This is a genomic window from Paraburkholderia sp. BL27I4N3, assembly GCF_003386115.1.
GTDB lineage: Bacteria > Pseudomonadota > Gammaproteobacteria > Burkholderiales > Burkholderiaceae > Paraburkholderia.
In genome coordinates, this window is record NZ_QREJ01000001.1 from 4253094 (window position 1) to 4273238 (window position 20145).

Here is a 20145-nt window from a genome sequence, read left to right on the forward strand (position 1 = left end):
CTAAAGCTCTGTTAGCAGCAGAAAAAAAGCCGCCCGGCGCAAAACCGGGCGGCTTTTTTCATGCTCGCGGCAAACGCGTTACGCAATGCCGTACTTATTCCTCGCCCGGCTCCGCGTCTTCGCCGTAAAAGCGAACGATCATCTCCTGAACCAGAAAGCGGTCTTTCGGTGTAAGCGACTCGATTTTGGAAGCGAGCTCAATCGTTTCCGGCGACGGCGGATATTTCTCGCCACGCGCCAGCGGCCTCGCATTCACGCCCGGCGACGGTCCGTAATGCAGCCAATGCTCTTTTACGTTCAGCCATTCGGCTAACGTACGCAACTTATCGGGCTTAGGAATCGTCGTACCAGATAACCACTTATGCGCGGTTTGCGGCGTGACCTCCCGCTCGCCTCGATAGCGAAGGTTGAATTGCTCGGCGAGCTTGGTCCCACCGCGAATCTTCAGCGGCTCCAGCAGGTCCTTCAACCGTTTGGCGAAGGCGGCTTTTTCTTTATTGGTCGGCATGGGCCGGATTGTGCAATTCAACGTTCAAACAGTTGACAACCGGGCGAGTTTAGTTTTAGCGTATTTGAGATAGTTTTAGCTTGCGAGGCGCTTCGGGCAATGGGTCTGCCGAATTTGTAGAATTTTGGTGTTTTCCTTGTCTAGCACGCCTGTCTGTGACCTCGCCGTCCTACAACTTCTGATTTATTCTCAAGGAACGCAGTAGCAATCCTAGCTCGTTTGAGATAAATCCCAACCGTCGGAATAAGTCAGCTTCCGCCATCAACAAGAGCGCCGCGACACGGGCACCGAATGCGCGCGCGTTACAATGCCTCGCGCCGCGCTGACCGGCGGCGCCCTCCCCTCCTCTCTGCTTCTGTCACGCTTTTTATGCTCACCACCGACTCCGATCCGATCGTCGCCATTGCCACCGCGCCCGGCCGGGGAGGAATCGGGGTCGTGCGGATTTCGTTCGGCCGTGCGGGCGAGGCGGCAGCCCAGCCGCTGATGCAGGCACTCACCGGCCAGAGATTGGCGCCGCGCCACGCTAGCTACGTGCCGTTCCTTGACGCGAGCGGCAACGCACTCGACCGCGGCATCGCACTGTACTTTCCGGCGCCGCACTCCTACACCGGCGAGCACGTGCTCGAACTGCAAGGCCACGGCGGTCCGGTGGTGCTGCAACTCGTGCTGCAGCGTTGCATCGACGCCGGCCGCGCGTTCGGTCTGCGCCTCGCCGAGCCCGGCGAATTCACGCGCCGCGCCTTCCTCAACGACAAGCTGGATCTGGCGCAGGCCGAAGCGGTCGCCGATCTGATCGAGGCCAGCACCGAAGCCGCCGCGCGCTCAGCGGGCCGCTCGCTCGACGGCGCGTTCTCGCGCGACATTCACGCGCTGGTCGAAGACGTGATCACGCTGCGCATGCTGGTCGAAGCGACGCTCGACTTCCCCGAAGAAGAGATTGACTTCCTCGAAGCCGCCGACGCCCGCGGCAAGCTCGCACGCATACGCGAGCGTCTCGCGCACGTGCTGAGCGAAGCGCGGCAAGGCGCGTTGTTGCGCGAAGGGCTCTCGGTGGTGCTGGCCGGGCAGCCGAACGTCGGCAAATCATCGCTGCTGAACGCGCTGGCCGGAGCCGAGCTGGCCATCGTCACGCCGATCGCCGGGACGACGCGCGACAAGGTCGCGCAGACGATTCAGATCGAAGGCATCCCGCTGCACGTGATCGACACCGCCGGTCTGCGCGATACCGAGGACGAAGTCGAAAAAATCGGCATTGCACGCACGTGGAGCGAAATCGAGCGCGCCGATGTGGTGCTGCATCTGCTCGATGCGCGCGCCGGCATGACGGCTGAAGACGATGCGATTGCCGGGCGCTTTCCGCGCGGCGTGCCGGTGGTACGCGTGCTCAACAAGACGGACCTGACCGGCCTCGCGCCAGCGGCACAAGCGCTCGACGCGGATCTCGAACTGAGCGAAGTGCGACTCTCCGCGAAACAGGGCGATGGCGTCGCGCTGTTGCGCGACGAACTGTTGCGGATCGCCGGCTGGCAGGCGGGAGCGGAAAGCGTGTATCTGGCGCGCGAGCGGCATCTCATTGCATTGCGGGCAGCCGAGGAGCATCTGGCGACTGCAGCCGCACACGCCGATCAAAACTCGCAGGCGCTTGATTTGTTCGCCGAGGAACTACGGCTCGCGCAAGATCAGCTGAATTCGATCACTGGTGAGTTCAGTTCCGATGACCTGCTCGGAGTAATTTTTAGCAGGTTCTGTATCGGGAAGTGAGCGAGTGTCTGCAGCATCGGCTACCGGGTCCTATTGCAAGGGACTTTCTGGTCATCCTAAGCGGAGATTCACGAACGCAAACGCCCCGCTCCGTTGACCCAAAAATCGCCAAATCTTTGGTACACAGCAGCCAAAAGCTTTAAAATCGCCGCTGTCCGAATACCCGCGATCCGAACATGCCCCGCTTAGCCGTCCCGCTCACCGAAGCTCAGATTCGCGCTCTCGAACCGCGCGACACCCGCTATTGCGTCGCTGACGGCAACGGCCTCGTCATCGAAGTCATGACGACCGGCACCAAGATCTGGCGCTTCCGTTATTCGTTGAACGGCAAACGCCAACCGCTCGCCACCATCGGCGACTACCGGATGATCTCGCTGCGCGTCGCGCGCGCCAAGGCGCAGAAGTATGCGGAGATGGTCGCGCAAGGCATCTCGCCAGTCGCCACGGCGCGGCGCGACCGAGGCGCGGAAAGCAAAGCCGATGTCCTGCGCGAAGCCGCCGAGCTTTATCTCGCCACGGAAATGGCCGGCAAGTCAGAGGAATACCGTCGCACCACGCGGCGCGCGCTCGACAAGGACATCTTGCCCGCCATCGGCCACATGCGGATCAAAGCGGTGACCGCCGATGACATCGTCGCGATATGCGAGAGAATCAAGAATCGCGGTTCGCCGAAAATGGCGCTGCATACGCGCAACGTGGTGAAGCGTCTCTACGAATATCTGGTCGCCCGGCAACTCGCGGCCAGCAATCCGGCCGAGGTCGTGCCGGCGCGCTCCATCGCTACTTTCGACAGCCGCACCCGCGTGCTCTCCGGCGACGAGATCGGCGCGATGTTTCGCTCGATCGACGCGTCGAGTATTCGCCGTCCTCTGAAGCTGGCGCTGCACCTGCTGGTGCTGACGATGGTGCGCAAGTCGGACCTGATCGAATCGACGTGGGCCGAATTCAATCTGGACAAGGCGATGTGGACGATACCCGCGGCACGCCTAAGAAAAGACCGCGATCAGCGCGTGCCGCTTTCGCAGCAGGCAGTCTCTATGCTGCGCGAACTCGACCACGCCAGGGCGAGCCGGAAATTCGTATTCCCGAGCGTCAGGGGCGACGACCGGCCGATCGCCAAAAGTACGCTGAACCAGGCGGTCAAGGCGCTCGGCCTTGACGTGGAGCATTTCGTCCTGCATGACTTCCGGCGCACCGCAGCAGCGCATCTGCGCGAGATAACACAATCGTCAGACGCGCAGAACTCAGCGGCGGCGCCCGAGCGTATCGAGCAAGGTGCGAGCGCGGCCAACGCCGCCAGGCAGCGATGGCTTATGCAGCGGTGGGCGGATTTTGTAGATGCACAGATCGAAGGCACGCGTAGAGTTGCGACCAGTACGCCCTGAAGGTGCCTCGTGGGGCGCCGCGCCTTCCAAACATCCAGTTTTATTGGTACACAAATCACTTCGCATCCGCCCCAACTGCCTGCTCGAAATATGAAATTCTATTTTTTACTAGGTTTCAAGGGTGAGGGCTAAGACGCCGCTGAGCCGCCGGCCACAATCGCATCACGCGGACCTTTTCTCCCGCGTTTCATCGCCTAAACTGAAGGGTGGACCCAACTCGATACGGAGGCTCCCATGTCTGAATCGTTGATCGCTTATTTGCTGGGGCCTGCTGTCATGTTGCTGGTCGGCGTTGCTATCTGGGCCGCGTCCCACTATCACCAGAAGACAAAGCCACAGAGACTCGAGCGCTGGCTCGACACGCACTATGCGGAGTGGCTGCATCACAGGCACTGAGTCGCGCTTGAAATGGAAAGGCCGTCGCGTAACACGACGGCCTTTTTGTCTGTGGGCGCGCACGACCATGCGCGCGCTCTGCGATTGATTACCAACCCGGCTGGGGCTGCGGATAGCCGTATTGAGCCGGCGGCGGTGGCGCACCGCACGCCACATAGGCCTGTTGGTATTGGTCATAGCAGTATCCCGGCGGCGCTTGCGCATAGACCGGCGCGGGCTGATACGCCGGCTGCGCGTACACGGGCTGCTGGTAAGCCACCACGGGCGCCGGATTCAGCACGGAGGTCACCACCGCCCCGAGCACGGCCCCGCCGATCAGCGCACCGACGACATCGCCGCCATTGCCGTGCGCCGATGCTTGCCCGGCCACGCTCAGACTTCCCACCATCACCAACGCCACTGCGATCTTTTTCATGTTTGACTCCTCGCCGTTGAGGCATGGAACGGATTGTGGCGGGCGCGCGCAGAAATAGATGCTGCAAGTGGTAACGGGACATTACCCGTGTAACGCCGCGAGTCGCGCGGCTGGCTATGAATCGAAGCGATACCCCGCTTCCCCATTCCACCGATCAATGTAAAATTCGCCGCATAACCTGTCGGATATTTCTGACAACCCGCAAAGCTTTTCCAGCCCGTCGATAGCAGATCGGACCACATCGACAGCACGGGTCGAGACAAAGCGAAAAAGTAAGGGGCGTGCGCGTGAAACAATGGACCATCCGGCAACGGATTCTGTGCAGCTTCGGGATCGTGCTGATCGTGATGCTGGCAATGGCAATCGTCACTTTCGAGCAGCTCGGCGGCATCGACCGCGACGCGAAGAGCCAGCAGGAAGATTCGATGCCCGGCCTCTACTACGCGACCGCGATGCGCGCGGCCTGGTTCGAGAACTACACCGTCACACAGCGCCTCATTTACGTGGACGCGGACCCCGAGTCCATCAAGCGCGACACCGATCGTTTGCAGGAGACCGAGCAAACGCTGCAGAAGCTGTTCGGCGATTACGGCGCGACCATCTTCCGCGACACCGATCGTGAGTTCTTCAACGACTTCCGCCAGCAACACACGCAGTACCTGCCGATCCAGGCGGCGCTGCTGAATGCTCTGCCGAGCTCGAAAGAGAACGCCGTGCGCGTCTTCAACACACAACTGACACCGATCTGGGAAGCGGGCCGCCTCTCGGCGCGCAAGCTGGTCGAAATCAACAAAGCCGCTGCGGACAAAGCCGCCGAAAGCATCCGCAATTCGGTCGAGGCAACCCGCGTCGTGTTGCTCGTCATGCTGTTGCTTGCCGCCATCGCGGCCGTGCTGGCCGGATACTGGCTGCTGCGTGCGGTCACCACGCCAATGGCCAAAGTGCTCCGCGTCGTCGACGTCATGCGCACGGGCGACCTGACCCAGCGTCTGCAACTGAATCGCGCGGACGAAATCGGCGCGCTGGAGGCGGGCTTCAACCGCATGACCGACGAACTCACCGCGCTGGTCGGACAGGCGCAGAAATCGGCGGTGCAGGTGACCACGTCTGTGACGGAAATCGCCGCGACCTCACGCGAACAGCAAGCCACGGCGAACGAAACCGCCGCCACCACCACGGAGATCGGCGCCACGTCGCGTGAAATCTTTGCGACCTCGCGCGACCTGCTGCGTACCATGAACGAAGTGTCCGAAGTGGCCGGCCAGTCGGCCGCGCTCGCGGGCACCGGTCACGCCGGTCTCGCACGCATGGAAGAAACCATGCGCCTCGTGATGGAAGCGGCCGGCTCGGTCAACGCGAAGCTCGCGATCCTCAACGAGAAGGCCAGCAACATCAATCAGGTCGTCGCCACCATCACCAAGGTTGCAGACCAGACTAACCTGCTCTCGCTGAACGCGGCGATCGAAGCGGAAAAAGCCGGCGAATACGGCCGCGGCTTCGCGGTCGTGGCAACCGAGATTCGCCGCCTCGCCGATCAGACCGCCGTGGCGACCTACGACATCGAACAGATGGTCAAGGAAATCCAGTCCGCGGTGGCGGCCGGCGTGATGGGTATGGACAAGTTCTCCGAAGAAGTGCGGCGCGGCATGCTCGACGTGCAGAACGTCGGCGGCCATCTCACGCAGATCATCCAGCAGGTGCAGCAACTCGCGCCGCGCTTCTCGATGGTCAACGAAGGCATGCAGACGCAGGCCACCGGCGCCGAGCAGATCACCCAGGCGCTGACGCAACTCTCGGAGGCCGCGCAGCAGACGGCGGAGTCGCTGCGCCAGTCGACCCAGGCGATCGACGATCTGACGCACGTCGCCAACAGTCTGCGCACCGGCGTGTCGCGCTTCAAGGTGACGGCCTGACGCGCCACGCCGCGCCGCCGGACACCGATACCCGCACGCCCATCCATCGCTCTCGCACACGCCGATGCTCTTCATCCTCTTCACGCTCGATAGCGAACGGTACGTGATCGACGCGACGCAGGTGGAGCGTCTGATGCCGCTCACGCCGCAGTCGCCGCCGAAGACGATCCCCGGCGCGCCGCCGTGGGTCGCGGGCGTGCTCGATCACGAAGGCGCGCCGCTGCCGCTGATCGATCTGCCGGCGCTCGCGCTCGGCCGTCCCGCCGCGCAACTGATGTCGACGCGCATCGTGCTGGTGCGCTATCCGCACGCGGGCACGACGCGCTTGCTCGCGCTGCTGCTCGAAGGCGCGACGCGCACGATTCGACTCGACATGGCGGCGTTTCACGATGCCGGACTCGACATGCCGCACGCGCGGTATCTCGGGCCGGTCGCGAGCGAAGCGGGCGGTCTCGTGCAGTGGATTCGCATTGAGCATCTGCTGCCCGACGACGTCAAAGCGCTCCTCTTTCCCGAGGCTCACGCATGAACGCGCATCATGACAACGCACCGCTCTACCGACGCTTCGCCGAACTGTTGCATAGGACGATCGGGCTCGATGCGGCATCGCTCGGCCATAGCGCGATCGAGCGCGCGGTCGATCAGCGCGCGGCGGCGTGGTGCGCGGATGGCCACGCCAAGGCCACGCTCAACGACTATTGGGAAGCCGCGCAAGGTTCACCTTCGATGGTGCAGGCGCTGATCGAAACAGTCGTCGTGCCGGAGACTTGGTTCTATCGCGACGCCGAAGCGTTCAAGGCACTCGCGCGACTCGCGCATGAACGTCTCGCCGAGCGCGGCGACGCGTTGCCGCTGCGCGTTCTGAGCCTGCCTTGCTCGACCGGAGAAGAACCGTACACGATCGCGATGACGCTGCTCGACGCAGGCTTTGACGCCGCCCGGTTGCGCATCGACGCAATGGATATCAGCGACCGCTCGCTCGCCGTCGCGCAACGCGCTGTCTACGGACGCAACTCGTTTCGCGGCAATGCGTTTCCGTTTCGCGACGCGCACTTCACGCGCACCGAAGACGGCTGGCGTCTCGCTCCGCGCATCGTCGAAGCAGTGCGTTTCTCGCGCGCCAATCTGATGCAACTCGATGCATCGTCGCTCGGTGTCTACGACTTCGTGTTCTGCCGGAACGTGCTGATTTACTTCGATCGCGACGCGCAACAAAAAGCCTTGCAGGCGCTCACCAGCGTGCTGGCCGGAAACGGCACGCTGTTCGTCGGCCCTGCGGAAACCGGGCTGCTGATGCGCTACGGCATGCAGCCCGCGAAGATCCCGCTGGCCTTCGCGTTCCATCACAGCGCGCCCGAGGAAACGCAGTGGAATAGCTGGCACACTGCACCGCTCGCTACGGCCGCCGCACTCGCGATGACGCATTCGCACGTTCCCGCACTCTCGTCGCCGCCAGTGTTTTCCGCGGAGCCTTTCGCGTGGCCCGATCCGGTTGCGCGTACGCCGTTCAGCGGTGCAACGCAGTTCACACCGCGTGAGAACGTCGCGACACACGCGCGCAAGACGCCGATGCCCGCCACCACGTCGCCGCTACGCAACTCGCCATTGCCGCCAATCACCGCGCCGATCAACGCGGCGCGCGACACGTTGCGAGCCGCGCACGCGCTAGCCGACGCCGGCCGCCTCGCGGAAGCGGCCACGGCGATCAACGCCTATCTGGAACATCACGCCCCGCACGCCGACGCGTTTTACCTGCTCGGCGTTCTGGCGGATGCCAACGGCGACGCGAACCTTGCACGCAGCCAGTATCGCAAGGCGCTGTATCTCGATCCTCAACACGCGGAAGCGCTCGCGCATCTCGCGACCTTGCTTGAACTCGAGGGCGACCGAGACGGTGCGCGCCTGTTGATGCAACGCGCGACGCGCGCGCAGGGAGCGCAACGTGGCTGATGCGCAGACGGCGAGCTTCGACGATTGCTGGAATCGCATTGGCGTGCGCGGCGACTCGTCGTGCGAGCGTCTTGTCGAGTACGTGCGCTGCCTCAATTGCCCGGTGTTCGAAACCGCCGCGGCCAAACTGCTGGAACGGCCGATTCCCTTGGTGGATCTCTCGCAGCATGAAGTGCGCGCGCGGGCACGACCGCAGCAGGATGCGCAAGGCGCGAGCGAATCGTTCCTCGTCTTTCGCATCGGCGACGAATGGCTCGCGCTGCCCACGCCGATCTTCAAACGCATCGTGCAGACGCGGCCGATTCATACGTTGCCGCATCGGCAGCATCGCGCGGTGTTGGGCGTAGTGAACGTGCAGGGCGAGTTGCTGGTGTGCCTGTCGCTCGCGCACCTGCTCGGCTTCGAAACCGGCCCCGCCGCACGCGACGATCGGGCGCGTCACGATCTGCCGCGCTTCCTCGTTGTTTCGCGCGCTGAGGAACACGCCGTGTTCCCGGTGGACCAGGTCGACGGCGTGCACCGGATCGCGACGGCCAGCTTTTGCGCGCCGCCCGCCACGCTCTCCCATGCCGCCGCTGCGCATACGCGCGCAGTCGCGCCGTGGCGCGGCATGAGCGTCGGCCTGCTCGACGCCGACGCGCTCTTCGACACCTTGAACCGGAGTCTCGGATGACGGACGACCCACGCCGCCCGTCGCTGATCGATCTGTTCCGCGAAGAAGCGCGGACCCAGGCGCGCGTGCTCAACGACGGCCTGCTCGCCCTCGACCGCGCGCCGCGCGATGCCGCCGCGCTCGAGGCCTGCATGCGGGCCGCGCATTCGTTGAAGGGCGCCGCGCGAATTGTCGGCGTGCAGGTTGGTGTCGAACTTGCGCATGCGATGGAGGATTGCTTCGTCGCCGCGCAAGAAGGGCGTGCGTTGCTCGACGCGGCCTGGATCGACGAGTTGCTGCGCGGGGTGGATATCGTCGCGCGCATCGGCAACGATGAAGACGAGTCGGCTCGCGACGCGGTCGGCGCGTGTGTGGCGGCATTGCAGACACGTATGTCGGGTGTGCTGCCGCACGGCGCGGCGATGCTGCGAGACTCTACGCTGCCGGCGACCGCTGCGGTCGCCGAAGAGCCTGCCATTGCTGCCGTTGCAAATGCGGATGCGGACCCGGACCCTGACGCCGCGTTCAACGATTTGGCCCGCGCACTGCGCGCCGAAGGTCCGCGGGCCACCCCGGCCGCGCAGCCGGACCCAGACGCCGTATTCGACTCGCTAGCCAATGCACTGCGCGCTGAAGCCACACCGGCCAACGCGACGCCCGCGGCTACACAAGACGACAACGCCGCCCTCGTACCCGAGCAGAAGCAAGACGCCCCGCTCGCCGCCCCGTCCGCGTCAAACAGCACAGCCATCGCAGCGACCACCGAACCCGGCCGCATGTTGCGCGTACGCGCCGAAAACCTCGACCGTCTGCTCTCGCTGTCCGGCGAATCGCTGGTCGAATCGCGCTGGCTGAAACCCTTCGCGCAATCGATGCTGCGTGTCAAACGCGTCCAACGCGACAGCACTCGCGCGCTGGATCAACTGCACGAAACGCTCGCCGACCTCAAGCTCGATCCGCGCGCGCAGGCCGCGCTCGAAGAAGTGCGTCGCCTCACGGCCGAATCGCAACATTTGCTGGCCGAGCGTCTCGCCGATCTGGAGAGCTTCGACCGCCGCTCGACGCATCTGTCGCAGCAACTCTACGACGCCGCCCTGCAATGCCGCATGCGCCCGTTCGGCGACGGCACCAGCGGCCTCGCACGAATGGTGCGCGACGTCGCGCGTTCGCTCGGCAAGAAAGTGCGCTGGCAACTGGTCGGCGAATCGACTCAGGTGGATCGCGACATTCTCGATCTGCTCGAAGCGCCGCTCGGCCACATGCTGCGCAACGCGCTCGACCACGGCATCGAAGCGCCCGCCGTGCGCCTCGCGCGCGGCAAGGCGGAGGAAGGCACGCTCACGCTCGACGCGCGTCACACTGCCGGCGCACTGCTCATCACCGTTTCCGACGATGGCGCGGGCATCGATCTCGACGCCTTGCGCGCGTCGATCGTGCGCAAGAAACTCGCGAGCGAGGAAACGGTAGCGCGACTATCCGAGGCCGAGCTGCTCGAATTCCTGCTTCTGCCCGGCTTCTCGCTGCGCGGCCAGGTAACCGAAGTCTCGGGCCGCGGGGTTGGACTCGACGCGGTGCACGACATCGTCAAACGCGTGCGCGGCACGGTGCGAATCACGCATGAACCGGGCCTCGGCACGCGTGTGCAACTGCAGTTGCCATTGACGCTTTCGGTGATCCGCAGCCTGCTGATCGAAGTGGCCGGCGAGCCGTACGCGGTGCCGCTAGCGCATGTCAACCGCACGCTGCAGGTGGATCGTACGCGGATCGAATGGCTCGAAGGGCATCAGCACATCGCCTTTTCCGGCCGGCGTATCGGCGTCGTCACCGCGCATCAGATTCTCGACACCGCGCCGCCCGCGGACGAAAGCCGCACCGTCAGCATGATCGTCATCGGCGACGGCTCGCAAACCTACGGCGTGGTGGTCGACCGCTTTCTCGGCGAGCGGATGCTCGTGGTGCAGCCGCTCGATCCGCGCCTCGGCAAGATCCGCAACGTCACCGCCGGCGCGTTGATGGAGAACGGCGATCCCGTGCTGATCGCCGACGTGGACGACTGGCTACGCTCCGTCGAACGGCTCGTGGCGGGTGGCGATCTGAAGCACACGCAACATGGCGTCGCGCGTGCGGCTCAGCGTGCCACGCGCCGCGTGCTCGTGGTCGACGATTCGCTCACCGTGCGCGAGCTCGAACGCAAGCTGCTGGCCACGCGCGGTTACGACGTGACGATCGCCGTCGACGGCATGGACGGCTGGAACGCCGTACGCGGCGAGCACTTCGACCTCGTCATTACCGACATCGACATGCCGCGCATGGACGGCATCGAACTTGTCACGCTCATCAAGCGCGATCCGCAGTTGCAGTCGCTACCGGTGATGATCGTCTCGTACAAGGATCGTGAGGAGGACCGCCGCGCCGGACTGAATGCGGGCGCGGACTACTATCTGGCGAAAGGCAGTTTTCATGACGAAGCACTGCTCGATGCGGTGCGCGATCTGATCGGCGAAGCATACGGTTAGTGCCGGGGAGAAACGGATGAAAATCGGAATCGTCAACGACATGCCGCTCGCCGTCGAGGCGCTGCGTCGCGCGCTAGCGGCGCGCCATGACTATGAAGTGCTGTGGATCGCGCAGGACGGCCAGCAGGCGGTCGATTTCTGCACCGCGCAGCGGCCCGACATCGTGTTGATGGATCTGGTGATGCCGAACGTCGACGGCATCGAGGCGACGCGGCGCATCATGGCGCGCGCGCCGTGCGCAATCCTGATCGTCACCGTCGACGTGGGCGCGAACGCGTGGCGCGTCTATGAAGCGATGGGGGCGGGCGCGCTCGACGCCGTCGATACGCCCTCGCTGAGCGGTCCCGATGCGCACAAGAGTATTGCCACGCTGATCGCGAAGATCGATCGCATCGCGGCGCTCGTCAAGGAACGCAATGCACCCGGCGCCGCGGCCGCGGCAACGTCCGCTTGCGCGACGAATCGCGACACGCCGCTGGTGGCGATCGGCGCATCGGCGGGCGGACCGGCGGCGCTTGCCACGCTGCTCGCCGGCCTGCCGAAGGATTTTGCGGCGGCGATCGTCATCGTGCAGCACGTCGACGCGGCGTTTGCCGCCGGCATGGCGGACTGGCTGAACCAGCAATCGGCGCTGCCGGTGCGGATCGCGCGCGAAGGCGACCGCCCGCAAGCGGGCGTCGCGCTGCTCGCCGCCACCGACGACCATCTGCATCTCAAACTGCCCGACGTGCTTGGCTACACGCGCACACCGGAAGAGACGCCTTACCGGCCTTCCGTGGACGTGTTCTTTCATAGCGTGGTGGCGCGCTGGCCGACGCGCGCGGTCGGCGTGCTGCTGACCGGCATGGGCCGCGACGGCGCGATCGGACTCAAGGCGATGCGCACCAAGGGCTATCACACGATCGCGCAGGACGAAGCGACCAGCGCCGTTTACGGCATGCCGAAAGCGGCCGCGGCGCTCGACGCCGCCACCGCGATCCTGCCGTTGCCGCGCATCGCCGGCGCGCTCGCGACGGCCGTCAACGCGCGCTGAACACGCACTCGCCATTCATGAGCCGTTTCGATTCACTCACATTCATTCTGGCCGAACAACATGGACACTCCTAAACCGCATCAGAACGCCGCCGCGCAGGATTTCGCGTCGGACGCGGTGGACGCCCCCAATCTCGCGATCGACGACGCTCTCGCGCGCATCCTCGGTAATCCGCCCGCAGCCGAGTGCCCGATCATGGTGTTGCTGGTCGACGATCAGGCGATCATCGCCGAAGCGATCCGCCAGGCGCTGGCCGATGAACCGAGCGTCGACTTTCACTACTGTGCATCGCCCGAAGAAGCACTGCGCAGCGCCGCGGAAACGCGCGCGACGGTGATCCTTCAGGACCTCGTGATGCCTGGCACCGACGGCCTCACCCTCGTGCGCCAATACCGGCAGAATCCGGCCACGCGCGATATTCCGATCATCGTGTTGTCGACCAAGGAAGAGCCGCTCGTGAAAAGCGCGGCCTTCGCCGCCGGCGCCAACGATTATCTGGTGAAGCTGCCGGACCGCATCGAGCTGATCGCGCGTATCCGCTATCACTCGCGCTCGTATCTGAACCTGATTCAACGCGACGAGGCCTACCAGGCGTTGCGTCAATCGCAACAGCAATTGCTCGCGACGAATCTGGAATTGCAACGGCTCACGCATTCGGACGGCCTGACGGGCCTGTCGAATCGCCGTTACCTCGATCAATATCTGGCCGCCGAATGGCGTCGCAGCACACGCGACAAAACCGGCCTCGGTTTTCTGATGATCGATGTGGATAACTTCAAGGCTTACAACGATACCTACGGGCACGTTGCCGGCGATGAAGTGCTCAAGACGGTCGCGCATACCCTCGAATCGTGCCTCGGACGCTCGGCGGATCTCTCGGCGCGCTTCGGTGGCGAAGAGTTCGCAGTGGTGGTGCCGGGCACGTCGGCCGGTGGCTTGCGTCTGCTCGCGGAGAAGATCCGCATTGCAATCGAAGGGCTGGCGATCCCGCATGCGGGCTCCGCGACCGGCGTCGTGACGATCAGCATCGGCGCGGCGACGCTGGTGCCGACGGTCACCGAGCCGGTGACAAAGCTGATCGAAGCGGCTGATGTCGGCCTATATCGTGCGAAGCGGGATGGGAAGAATCAGGTTGCGGTGAGTGATTGATTGTTTGCATGCGGTTCTACCAGCGTGCAATGAAAACGCGCCCGTTTGCAGGGCGCGTTTCATTTGCGGCAGTAGCAGTAGCACTGGTGGTGCGTCCGGCGGTTTCTAACGCGTGTGCTTCTTTAGCATTGCCACGACCCGGCGCCGACCGGCGCATCGCCGAGGTACTTGCCGCGTGCTTCGACAAGCACGCTTGTATCGATTGCGCCCTCGTCCACCAGCGCCTTCAACGCGGCGATCACAATCGACTTGCGGTCCACTTCGAAAAACTCGCGCAACGCCTGACGTGTATCGCTGCGGCCGAAACCATCCGTGCCGAGCGTCACATAGCGACGCGGCACGTACGCGCGAATCAGTTCCGGCACGGCGCGTACGTAGTCGGTCGCGGCGATGATCGGACCTTGCGATGCATCGAGCGCTTGCGTGACATACGGCGCCGCGATCACTTCGCCGAGACGCGCGAGCCGTTCCGCCGCCATGCCGTCGCGCTGCAATTCGGTGAAGCTCGTTACGCTCCACACGGCGGCGTCGATCTGCCAGTCGTCTTTCAACATCTGCTGCGCCGCGATCACTTCGCCGAGAATCGCGCCCGCGCCGAGCAATTGCACCTGAGCCTGCTTGCTCTCCTGCTCCTCAGCATGCTCCACCAGCGGATAGATACCCCTGAGAATCCCTTCGCGCAGCGCCTGCAAGTCGCCGCCAGGCACTGCAGGCTGCGCGTAGTTTTCGTTCATCACCGTGACGTAATAGAACACGTCGCGCTGCTGCTCGACCATCTCGCGCATGCCTTCGTCGACGATCGTGGCGACCTCGTATGCGAACGCAGGATCGTACGCGCGGCAATTCGGAATCGTCGAGGCCGCCAGATGGCTCGTGCCGTCCTGGTGCTGCAGGCCCTCGCCGCCGAGCGTCGTCTTGCCCGAGGTCGCCCCAATCAGGAAGCCGCGCGCACGCTGGTCCGCTGCAGCCCAGATCAGGTCGCCGATGCGCTGGAAGCCGAACATCGAGTAGTAGATGTAGAACGGCAGCATCGGCAGATCGTGCACGCTGTATGACGTCGCCGCCGCGATCCATGACGACACCGCGCCCGCTTCCGAAATGCCCTCTTCCAGGATCTGGCCTTTGGTGTCCTCGCGGTAGTAAAGCATTGAGCCGAGATCTTCCGGCTCGTACAACTGCCCGAGCGGCGAATAAATGCCGACCTGACGGAACATGTTCGCCATGCCGAAAGTGCGCGCTTCGTCAGCGACGATCGGCACCACGCGCGGACCGACATCCCGGTCCTTAAGCAGCGCGGTCAGCATGCGGACCAGCGCCATGGTCGTGGACATCTCGCGGCCGTTCGAGTCCAGCGCAAATTGCCCCCAGGAGGACACCGGCGGGACGGTCAGCCCCTTCGATGCAACTCTCCGCCTTCTGGGCAGATAGCCTCCGAGAGCCACCCGGCGTGCATGCAGGTATTGCATTTCCGGGCTGTCTTCCGCGGGTTTGTAAAACTTCACCTGTTCGACGTCCTCGTCCGTGAGCGGCAGGCGGAACCGATCGCGAAACGCCTTGAGGTCGTCGAAGCCCAGCTTCTTTTGCTGATGCGTGGTCATGCGGCCCTGTCCCGAAGTGCCCATGCCGAAGCCCTTCATCGTCTTCGCGAGAATCACCGTCGGCTGGCCGCGGTGTTCGAGCGCCTTCGCGTAGGCCGCGTGCAGTTTGCGCACGTCGTGGCCACCGCGGCGCAGGCGGTCGATGTCGTCATCGCTCAATTGCGCCGCGAGCGCGGCAAGTTCCGGATTCTGGCCGAAGAAGCGTTCGCGGTTGTACGCGCCGTCGTTGGCGGAGAAGGTCTGGAACTGGCCGTCGACGGTATGCGCGAAGGCGCGCAGCAAGGCGCCCGTGCGGTCGCGCGAGAACAGCGCGTCCCAGTCCGAGCCCCAGATCACCTTGATCACATTCCAGCCGGCGCCGATGAAGTGCGCTTCCAGTTCATCGATGATGCGGCCGTTGCTGCGCACCGGCCCGTCGAGCCGCTGCAGATTGCAGTTGATCACGAAGACGAGGTTGTCGAGCCCCTCGCGCGCGGCGAGCGAGAGCGCGCCGGTCGATTCCGGCTCGTCCATTTCGCCGTCGCCGAAAAAGCCCCACACCTTGCGGCCTTCCGTTTGCACGAGCCCGCGATTGGCCAGGTAGCGCATGAAACGCGCTTGATAGATCGCATTGATCGGGCCGATGCCCATCGAGCCGGTCGGGAACTGCCAGAAGTCCGGCATCAGCCACGGATGCGGATACGAGCACAAGCCCGGCCCGCCGATCTCGCGGCGATAGTGCTGCAAATGCTGCTCGCTTAAAAACCCTTCGAGGTAAGCCCGCGCATACACACCCGGTGACGAATGCGGCTGGAAATACACGAGGTCGCCCGTGCCCTCCTCGCCACCTGGCGCCGCTGCCCGGAAGAAGTGATTGAAGCCGACCTCGAACAAATCCGCCGCCGACGCATAACTCGCGATATGACCGCCGAGTTCGCCATAAGCCTGGTTCGCGCGCACCACCATGGCCAAAGCATTCCAGCGCAGCGCGGCGGCAAGCCGTTCTTCGAGTTCGAGATTGCCCGGATAGCGCGGCTGCTGGTCGAACGGGATCGTGTTCTGGTACGGCGTGACGTTGGTGCGCGCCGATTCGACACCCAGCGACAGCGCATGGCTCGCAAGTTTGTCGAACAGGAACTGCGCGCGGTCGCGACCGACATGCGCGACGACCGCATCGAGCGCTTCCAGCCACTCGGCCGTTTCTTGCGGATCCGCATCCGCCTGCTCCGCGCTTTCAACGCGTTGTGGATTGGATAACCGCAACTGCTCGCTACCGCTGGACAAATCCGTCATGGCACCACTCCCGCATTGACGCGTTCGGCTCAAGATCGAGTGAGTCAATGGTAGCCATGTGCTCACAAAATGAGCGTCTCATTTGCTTGTGATCCCGTGCTGCGATAGGCTATTTATTCCGGATTTCCCCACAACGACAGAATATTTCATCTATGACCACGCCACCCAGACGGCTGGACCGCATCGACATCGGCATCCTGAGCCAGTTGCAGCAGAACGCGCGCATCACCAATGCGGATCTGGCGCGCTCGGTGAACCTGTCGCCCACGCCGTGCTTCAACCGCGTGCGGGCGCTCGAAAAGCTCGGTCTGTTCAAGCAGCAGGTCACGTTGCTGAACCCGGAGCCGCTTGGGCTGCGCATCAACGTGTTCATTCAGGTGAGTCTGGAAAAGCAGGTGGAAGACGCGCTGCAGCGTTTCGAGCAGGCGATTTCGGAGCGCCCCGAGGTGATGGAGTGCTATCTGATGACGGGCGACGCCGACTATCTGCTGCGCGTGGTCATGCCGGATATGCAGACGCTGGAGCGCTTCATCGTCGATCATCTGACGAAGATTCCGGGCATTTCCAATATCCGCTCGAGCTTTGCGCTCAAACAGGTGCGCTACAAGACGGCGCTGCCGTTGCCGTCGTCGGGATTGACGTTGATCGATCCCGACGACGTGTCGACCGACTGGCGCTGAAGGCGCTTACAGTCCGCCTGGCTTTACGCGGAAGCAGCGCCGCGCGTGTAGCGTGCGGCCGGCACCTTATGCGAGAGATTCGGCTGCAGGTGCTGGCGTGCGCTGTTGAAGCGCTCCCAATCCGCCACGTCCGGCAACGACGGAATCGTCACCAGTTCGCCCTGGTCGAGGCCGGCCAGCGCGGCGTCGACCATGTCTTCGGCGGTCATTACGATCTGCTGCGGCAGATGTTCGACCGCGAGGCCCGCACGGTCCCAGAACGCCGTGCTGGTGGCGCCCGGCAACACCGCCTGCGATTGGACGCCCTTGCCGCCCACTTCGTGATGCAGCGACTGCGTCAGGTTGAGCACGTAGGCCTTGGTGCCGCTGTAGGTGCCGTTCAACATTTCCGGCGATAGCGCGACGATCGACGCAATATTGATCACGATGCCGTTGCCCCGCTCTACCAGACCCGGCACGACCGCCGCCGTCAGGCGCGTGAGCGCGGTCACGTTCAGGTCGATCATTTTTTCGAGCTCGTCCACGTCGGAATCGATCAGCGGGGCGGTAGCGCCAACGCCCGCGTTGTTGACCAGCATCGTGATGCCACGGTCCGTGCGCAGCCGTTCTTCGATGCGGCGCACGTCGGCTTTAACGGTCAAGTCCGCGCCGATCGTCTCGACGTGGCGGCCGGTTTGCGATGTCAGACGTTCGGCCAGACCGTTCAGCCGCTGTACGTCGCGCGCCACCAGAATCAGGTCGTAGCCGCGCCGCGCGAGGCGATCCGCATACACAGCGCCGATACCCGACGATGCGCCCGTCACCAATGCCGTTCCTTTGCCTGATTGCGTTGCCGTTTGCGTTGCCATTTGAATCTCTCCTTGCGGGCGTGGCGCGTCGCGCCTCTGCCCTGTCCGATAAGTGAATGGGGAAACCTGGGAAACTCCGCCGCCGCACCGTTGTTGTGCGGCATTGCGGTGTTGACGAGGCAAGTTTAGGCGCGTAGCCTTATGTCTCAAATGTCGTATTTACCTCGTTTTAGGACATTGCGATGAGACATGTCGGCGTGGTGGTTTTTCCCGGCTTCCAGATTCTCGATATGGTGGCCGTCTCGATCTTCGAACTGGCCAACCTGGAGGCCGGCCAGCCTGAATACGAGGTAGAGATCATTTCCGAGCATGGCGGCATGGTGCGCAGCTCGGCGGGCGTGGAGATCGCCACCCGGCCGTTCGGCGACCCGGCATACGACACCGTAGTGGTTACCGGCGCGATGGAGATCGCGCCGTCGTCGCCTGGATTGCTGGCGTTTCTGCACGAGGCGCTGGGCGCGGCGCGGCGCACCACGAGCATTTGCACGGGTGCGTTCGTGCTGGCCGAGGCAGGGATTCTCGACGGCCGCCACGCGACCACCCACTGGTTTCACGCCCGCGATCTGCAACAACGCTTTCCGCAGACGCGCGTGGATGAAGACCGCATCTTTATCGTCGACGGTTCGGTATGGACCTCAGCCGGCATGACCGCGTGCATCGATCTGTGTCTGGCGCTCGTTGAAAACGATCTCGGCGGGGAAGTCTCGCGCGCGATCGCCAAAAAGCTCGTTGTGTACCATCGCCGTACCGGTGGCCAGTCGCAGTTTTCGGCCATGCTGGACCTGGAGCCGAAATCAGACCGCATTCAGAACGCGCTCTCGTACGCTAAAAGCCATCTGCGCGAGCCATTGACGGTCGAGCAACTCGCCGATGTCGCGCATCTCAGCCCACGCCAGTTCAGCCGCGCGTTTCGCGACGAAACCCGTCAATCGCCGGCCAAAGCCATCGAGGCATTGCGCGTCGAAGCCGCGCGCGCCATGCTGGAAGCGGGCCGCCATTCCATGGAGGCGGTAGCGGCGGAAACGGGTTTCGTCGATACCGAACGGATGCGGCGCGCCTTTCTGCGCGCGTTCGGCCAACCGCCGCAGGCGATCAAACGCGCGGCGCGTGTGGGCGTGCTGTAACACAGGCGAGGGACAATACCGGCAACGGCGCTTTAACCGATATGACCTTCCACGATGAGAGGAACGCGATGAACTACGACGACAGCAATCCCTTCGCAAGGATTCTGCGCGGCGAACTACCCTGCATCAAGGTGGCCGAAACCGATGCCGCCCTCGCCTTCATGGATCTGATGCCGCAAGCCGACGGCCATCTGCTGGTGGTGCCGAAGGAAGCCGCCGCGGAGATTTTTGAGTTGTCGGATGCCTCGACGGTGGCCTGCATGCGCATGACACAGAAGCTCGCGATCGCGGTTCGCGCGGCGTTGCGGCCGGACGGCGTGTTCATCGGACAATTCAATGGCGCCGCTGCGGGGCAAACGGTGCCGCATGTCCACTTTCATGTGATTCCGCGCTGGGAAGGTCAGCCGCTGCGAATGCACGCGCGCGACATCGCCGACGTGGACACGCTCGAAGCGCTGGCCAAGCGCATCCGCTCGCATTGGCGTGCGGACTGAGGGCGATTCGCCACGTCGTGCGGGCGGTTAGCTTATGCGCCGTGACATGGGTAAAAGCGGCTGAAACCGCCGTTACAGACGATCCCGCGAGCGGCGCAGCGGATGCCGCCAGTCGATGCGGCGCGGCCTCACATGCATGGGCCGCATCTCGTGCAGATGGCGGTGTTCTTGCCACAGCTCGTCGGAGAAAAGAAAAGCGACGATGAGCAGCGGAATGACCAGAAAAACGCCCAATATCAAGTGCTCGATCACGGTGGCCTCCGATCGCAGGAGCATGATTTCATTGTAGAGCACCGCGCGTACCTGTACCGTGCGGCGCCTCATAATCGTCGCGATCGAACCGGACACCGGACCTGCGACATCGCGACGCCGTGGTCTCGCCGGACTCACTTGACGCCTGACTTACCGAAAAAAGTGTCGACGACGTGCGAGCGCGTGCAAGAACTCC

The 20145-nt window shown here is 63.9% G+C and carries 18 protein-coding genes; 13 read left to right on the plus strand and 5 right to left on the minus strand.

Annotated elements, in window-relative coordinates:
* Positions 1-94: 94 nt before the first annotated feature.
* The gene (locus B0G71_RS19235; protein WP_116118620.1) at positions 95-508 is read right to left on the minus strand and encodes an XRE family transcriptional regulator; all 414 of its coding nucleotides are present in this window, start codon (positions 506-508) and stop codon (positions 95-97) included.
* Between the two features lie 369 nt (positions 509-877).
* Between B0G71_RS19235 and mnmE the strand changes: the two genes are divergently transcribed.
* From mnmE to B0G71_RS41425, 3 genes are all read left to right on the plus strand, one after another.
* On the plus strand, positions 878-2272 hold the full coding sequence (gene mnmE / locus B0G71_RS19240; RefSeq protein WP_116143471.1) for a tRNA uridine-5-carboxymethylaminomethyl(34) synthesis GTPase MnmE: 1395 nt from the start codon (positions 878-880) through the stop codon (positions 2270-2272).
* A 176-nt stretch (positions 2273-2448) separates the two neighbouring features.
* Positions 2449-3657, plus strand: coding sequence for an integrase arm-type DNA-binding domain-containing protein (locus B0G71_RS19245; RefSeq protein ID WP_116143473.1), 1209 nt, complete (start codon positions 2449-2451; stop codon positions 3655-3657).
* 234 nt (positions 3658-3891) lie between these two features.
* Positions 3892-4053, plus strand: coding sequence for a hypothetical protein (locus tag B0G71_RS41425; protein WP_012434883.1), 162 nt, complete (start codon positions 3892-3894; stop codon positions 4051-4053).
* A gap of 88 nt (positions 4054-4141) precedes the next feature.
* Here B0G71_RS41425 and B0G71_RS19250 read toward each other — a convergent pair whose 3' ends face one another.
* On the minus strand, positions 4142-4468 hold the full coding sequence (locus tag B0G71_RS19250) for an ecotin precursor (RefSeq protein WP_116118617.1): 327 nt from the start codon (positions 4466-4468) through the stop codon (positions 4142-4144).
* A 287-nt stretch (positions 4469-4755) separates the two neighbouring features.
* Between B0G71_RS19250 and B0G71_RS19255 the strand changes: the two genes are divergently transcribed.
* From B0G71_RS19255 to B0G71_RS19285, 7 genes are all read left to right on the plus strand, one after another.
* Positions 4756-6381, plus strand: coding sequence for a methyl-accepting chemotaxis protein (locus B0G71_RS19255; protein ID WP_116148711.1), 1626 nt, complete (start codon positions 4756-4758; stop codon positions 6379-6381).
* A 64-nt stretch (positions 6382-6445) separates the two neighbouring features.
* Positions 6446-6910, plus strand: coding sequence for a chemotaxis protein CheW (locus tag B0G71_RS19260; RefSeq protein ID WP_116143475.1), 465 nt, complete (start codon positions 6446-6448; stop codon positions 6908-6910).
* Positions 6907-8331, plus strand: coding sequence for a protein-glutamate O-methyltransferase CheR (locus tag B0G71_RS19265; RefSeq protein WP_116143477.1), 1425 nt, complete (start codon positions 6907-6909; stop codon positions 8329-8331). Before B0G71_RS19260 ends, B0G71_RS19265 begins: the two co-directional genes overlap by 4 nt.
* Complete coding sequence (locus tag B0G71_RS19270) at positions 8324-9004, plus strand: chemotaxis protein CheW (protein ID WP_116143479.1); 681 nt, start codon at positions 8324-8326, stop codon at positions 9002-9004. Before B0G71_RS19265 ends, B0G71_RS19270 begins: the two co-directional genes overlap by 8 nt.
* Positions 9001-11499 (plus strand): hybrid sensor histidine kinase/response regulator, encoded by a 2499-nt coding sequence (locus B0G71_RS19275; RefSeq protein ID WP_116143481.1) that lies wholly within the window; start codon positions 9001-9003, stop codon positions 11497-11499. Before B0G71_RS19270 ends, B0G71_RS19275 begins: the two co-directional genes overlap by 4 nt.
* A gap of 16 nt (positions 11500-11515) precedes the next feature.
* Positions 11516-12532: a chemotaxis response regulator protein-glutamate methylesterase gene (locus B0G71_RS19280; protein WP_116143483.1), complete on the plus strand. Its 1017-nt coding sequence runs from the start codon at positions 11516-11518 to the stop codon at positions 12530-12532.
* Positions 12533-12592: 60 nt separating this feature from the next.
* Complete coding sequence (locus B0G71_RS19285) at positions 12593-13681, plus strand: diguanylate cyclase (protein ID WP_116143485.1); 1089 nt, start codon at positions 12593-12595, stop codon at positions 13679-13681.
* Positions 13682-13803: 122 nt separating this feature from the next.
* On the opposite strand, the gene mdeB is transcribed toward B0G71_RS19285, so the two are convergent.
* Positions 13804-16551 (minus strand): alpha-ketoglutarate dehydrogenase, encoded by a 2748-nt coding sequence (gene mdeB, locus B0G71_RS19290; protein WP_116143487.1) that lies wholly within the window; start codon positions 16549-16551, stop codon positions 13804-13806.
* A gap of 152 nt (positions 16552-16703) precedes the next feature.
* Here mdeB and B0G71_RS19295 point away from each other — a divergent pair, with 152 nt between their 5' ends.
* Positions 16704-17231 carry an Lrp/AsnC family transcriptional regulator gene (locus tag B0G71_RS19295; protein WP_012434873.1) on the plus strand — a complete coding sequence of 176 codons (528 nt, stop codon included), beginning with the start codon at positions 16704-16706 and terminating at the stop codon, positions 17229-17231.
* A 23-nt stretch (positions 17232-17254) separates the two neighbouring features.
* Here the strand turns inward: B0G71_RS19295 and B0G71_RS19300 are convergent, their stop codons facing one another.
* Positions 17255-18079 (minus strand): SDR family oxidoreductase, encoded by an 825-nt coding sequence (locus B0G71_RS19300; RefSeq protein WP_116143489.1) that lies wholly within the window; start codon positions 18077-18079, stop codon positions 17255-17257.
* A gap of 182 nt (positions 18080-18261) precedes the next feature.
* On the opposite strand from B0G71_RS19300, the gene B0G71_RS19305 reads away from it, so the two are divergent.
* Complete coding sequence (locus B0G71_RS19305) at positions 18262-19203, plus strand: GlxA family transcriptional regulator (RefSeq protein ID WP_116143491.1); 942 nt, start codon at positions 18262-18264, stop codon at positions 19201-19203.
* A gap of 68 nt (positions 19204-19271) precedes the next feature.
* On the plus strand, positions 19272-19697 hold the full coding sequence (locus tag B0G71_RS19310) for an HIT family protein (RefSeq protein WP_116148713.1): 426 nt from the start codon (positions 19272-19274) through the stop codon (positions 19695-19697).
* A 72-nt stretch (positions 19698-19769) separates the two neighbouring features.
* On the opposite strand, the gene B0G71_RS19315 is transcribed toward B0G71_RS19310, so the two are convergent.
* Positions 19770-20045: a hypothetical protein gene (locus B0G71_RS19315; protein ID WP_258875626.1), complete on the minus strand. Its 276-nt coding sequence runs from the start codon at positions 20043-20045 to the stop codon at positions 19770-19772.
* Between the last annotated feature and the right edge of the window lie 100 nt (positions 20046-20145).

Excerpts from the sequence above, each read along its gene's own strand:
- B0G71_RS19260 (WP_116143475.1), top strand. The coding sequence starts at position 6,446 with ATGCTCTTCATCCTCTTCACGCTCGATAGCGAACGGTACGTGATCGAC.
- B0G71_RS41425 (WP_012434883.1), top strand. The coding sequence starts at position 3,892 with ATGTCTGAATCGTTGATCGCTTATTTGCTGGGGCCTGCTGTCATGTTG.
- B0G71_RS19250 (WP_116118617.1), bottom strand. The coding sequence starts at position 4,468 with ATGAAAAAGATCGCAGTGGCGTTGGTGATGGTGGGAAGTCTGAGCGTG.
- mnmE (WP_116143471.1), top strand. The coding sequence starts at position 878 with ATGCTCACCACCGACTCCGATCCGATCGTCGCCATTGCCACCGCGCCC.
- B0G71_RS19295 (WP_012434873.1), top strand. The coding sequence starts at position 16,704 with ATGACCACGCCACCCAGACGGCTGGACCGCATCGACATCGGCATCCTG.
- B0G71_RS19235 (WP_116118620.1), bottom strand. The coding sequence starts at position 508 with ATGCCGACCAATAAAGAAAAAGCCGCCTTCGCCAAACGGTTGAAGGAC.
- B0G71_RS19285 (WP_116143485.1), top strand. The coding sequence starts at position 12,593 with ATGGACACTCCTAAACCGCATCAGAACGCCGCCGCGCAGGATTTCGCG.
- B0G71_RS19300 (WP_116143489.1), bottom strand. The coding sequence starts at position 18,079 with ATGGCAACGCAAACGGCAACGCAATCAGGCAAAGGAACGGCATTGGTG.
- B0G71_RS19310 (WP_116148713.1), top strand. The coding sequence starts at position 19,272 with ATGAACTACGACGACAGCAATCCCTTCGCAAGGATTCTGCGCGGCGAA.
- B0G71_RS19245 (WP_116143473.1), top strand. The coding sequence starts at position 2,449 with ATGCCCCGCTTAGCCGTCCCGCTCACCGAAGCTCAGATTCGCGCTCTC.
- mdeB (WP_116143487.1), bottom strand. The coding sequence starts at position 16,551 with ATGACGGATTTGTCCAGCGGTAGCGAGCAGTTGCGGTTATCCAATCCA.
- B0G71_RS19265 (WP_116143477.1), top strand. The coding sequence starts at position 6,907 with ATGAACGCGCATCATGACAACGCACCGCTCTACCGACGCTTCGCCGAA.
- B0G71_RS19275 (WP_116143481.1), top strand. The coding sequence starts at position 9,001 with ATGACGGACGACCCACGCCGCCCGTCGCTGATCGATCTGTTCCGCGAA.
- B0G71_RS19280 (WP_116143483.1), top strand. The coding sequence starts at position 11,516 with ATGAAAATCGGAATCGTCAACGACATGCCGCTCGCCGTCGAGGCGCTG.
- B0G71_RS19305 (WP_116143491.1), top strand. The coding sequence starts at position 18,262 with ATGAGACATGTCGGCGTGGTGGTTTTTCCCGGCTTCCAGATTCTCGAT.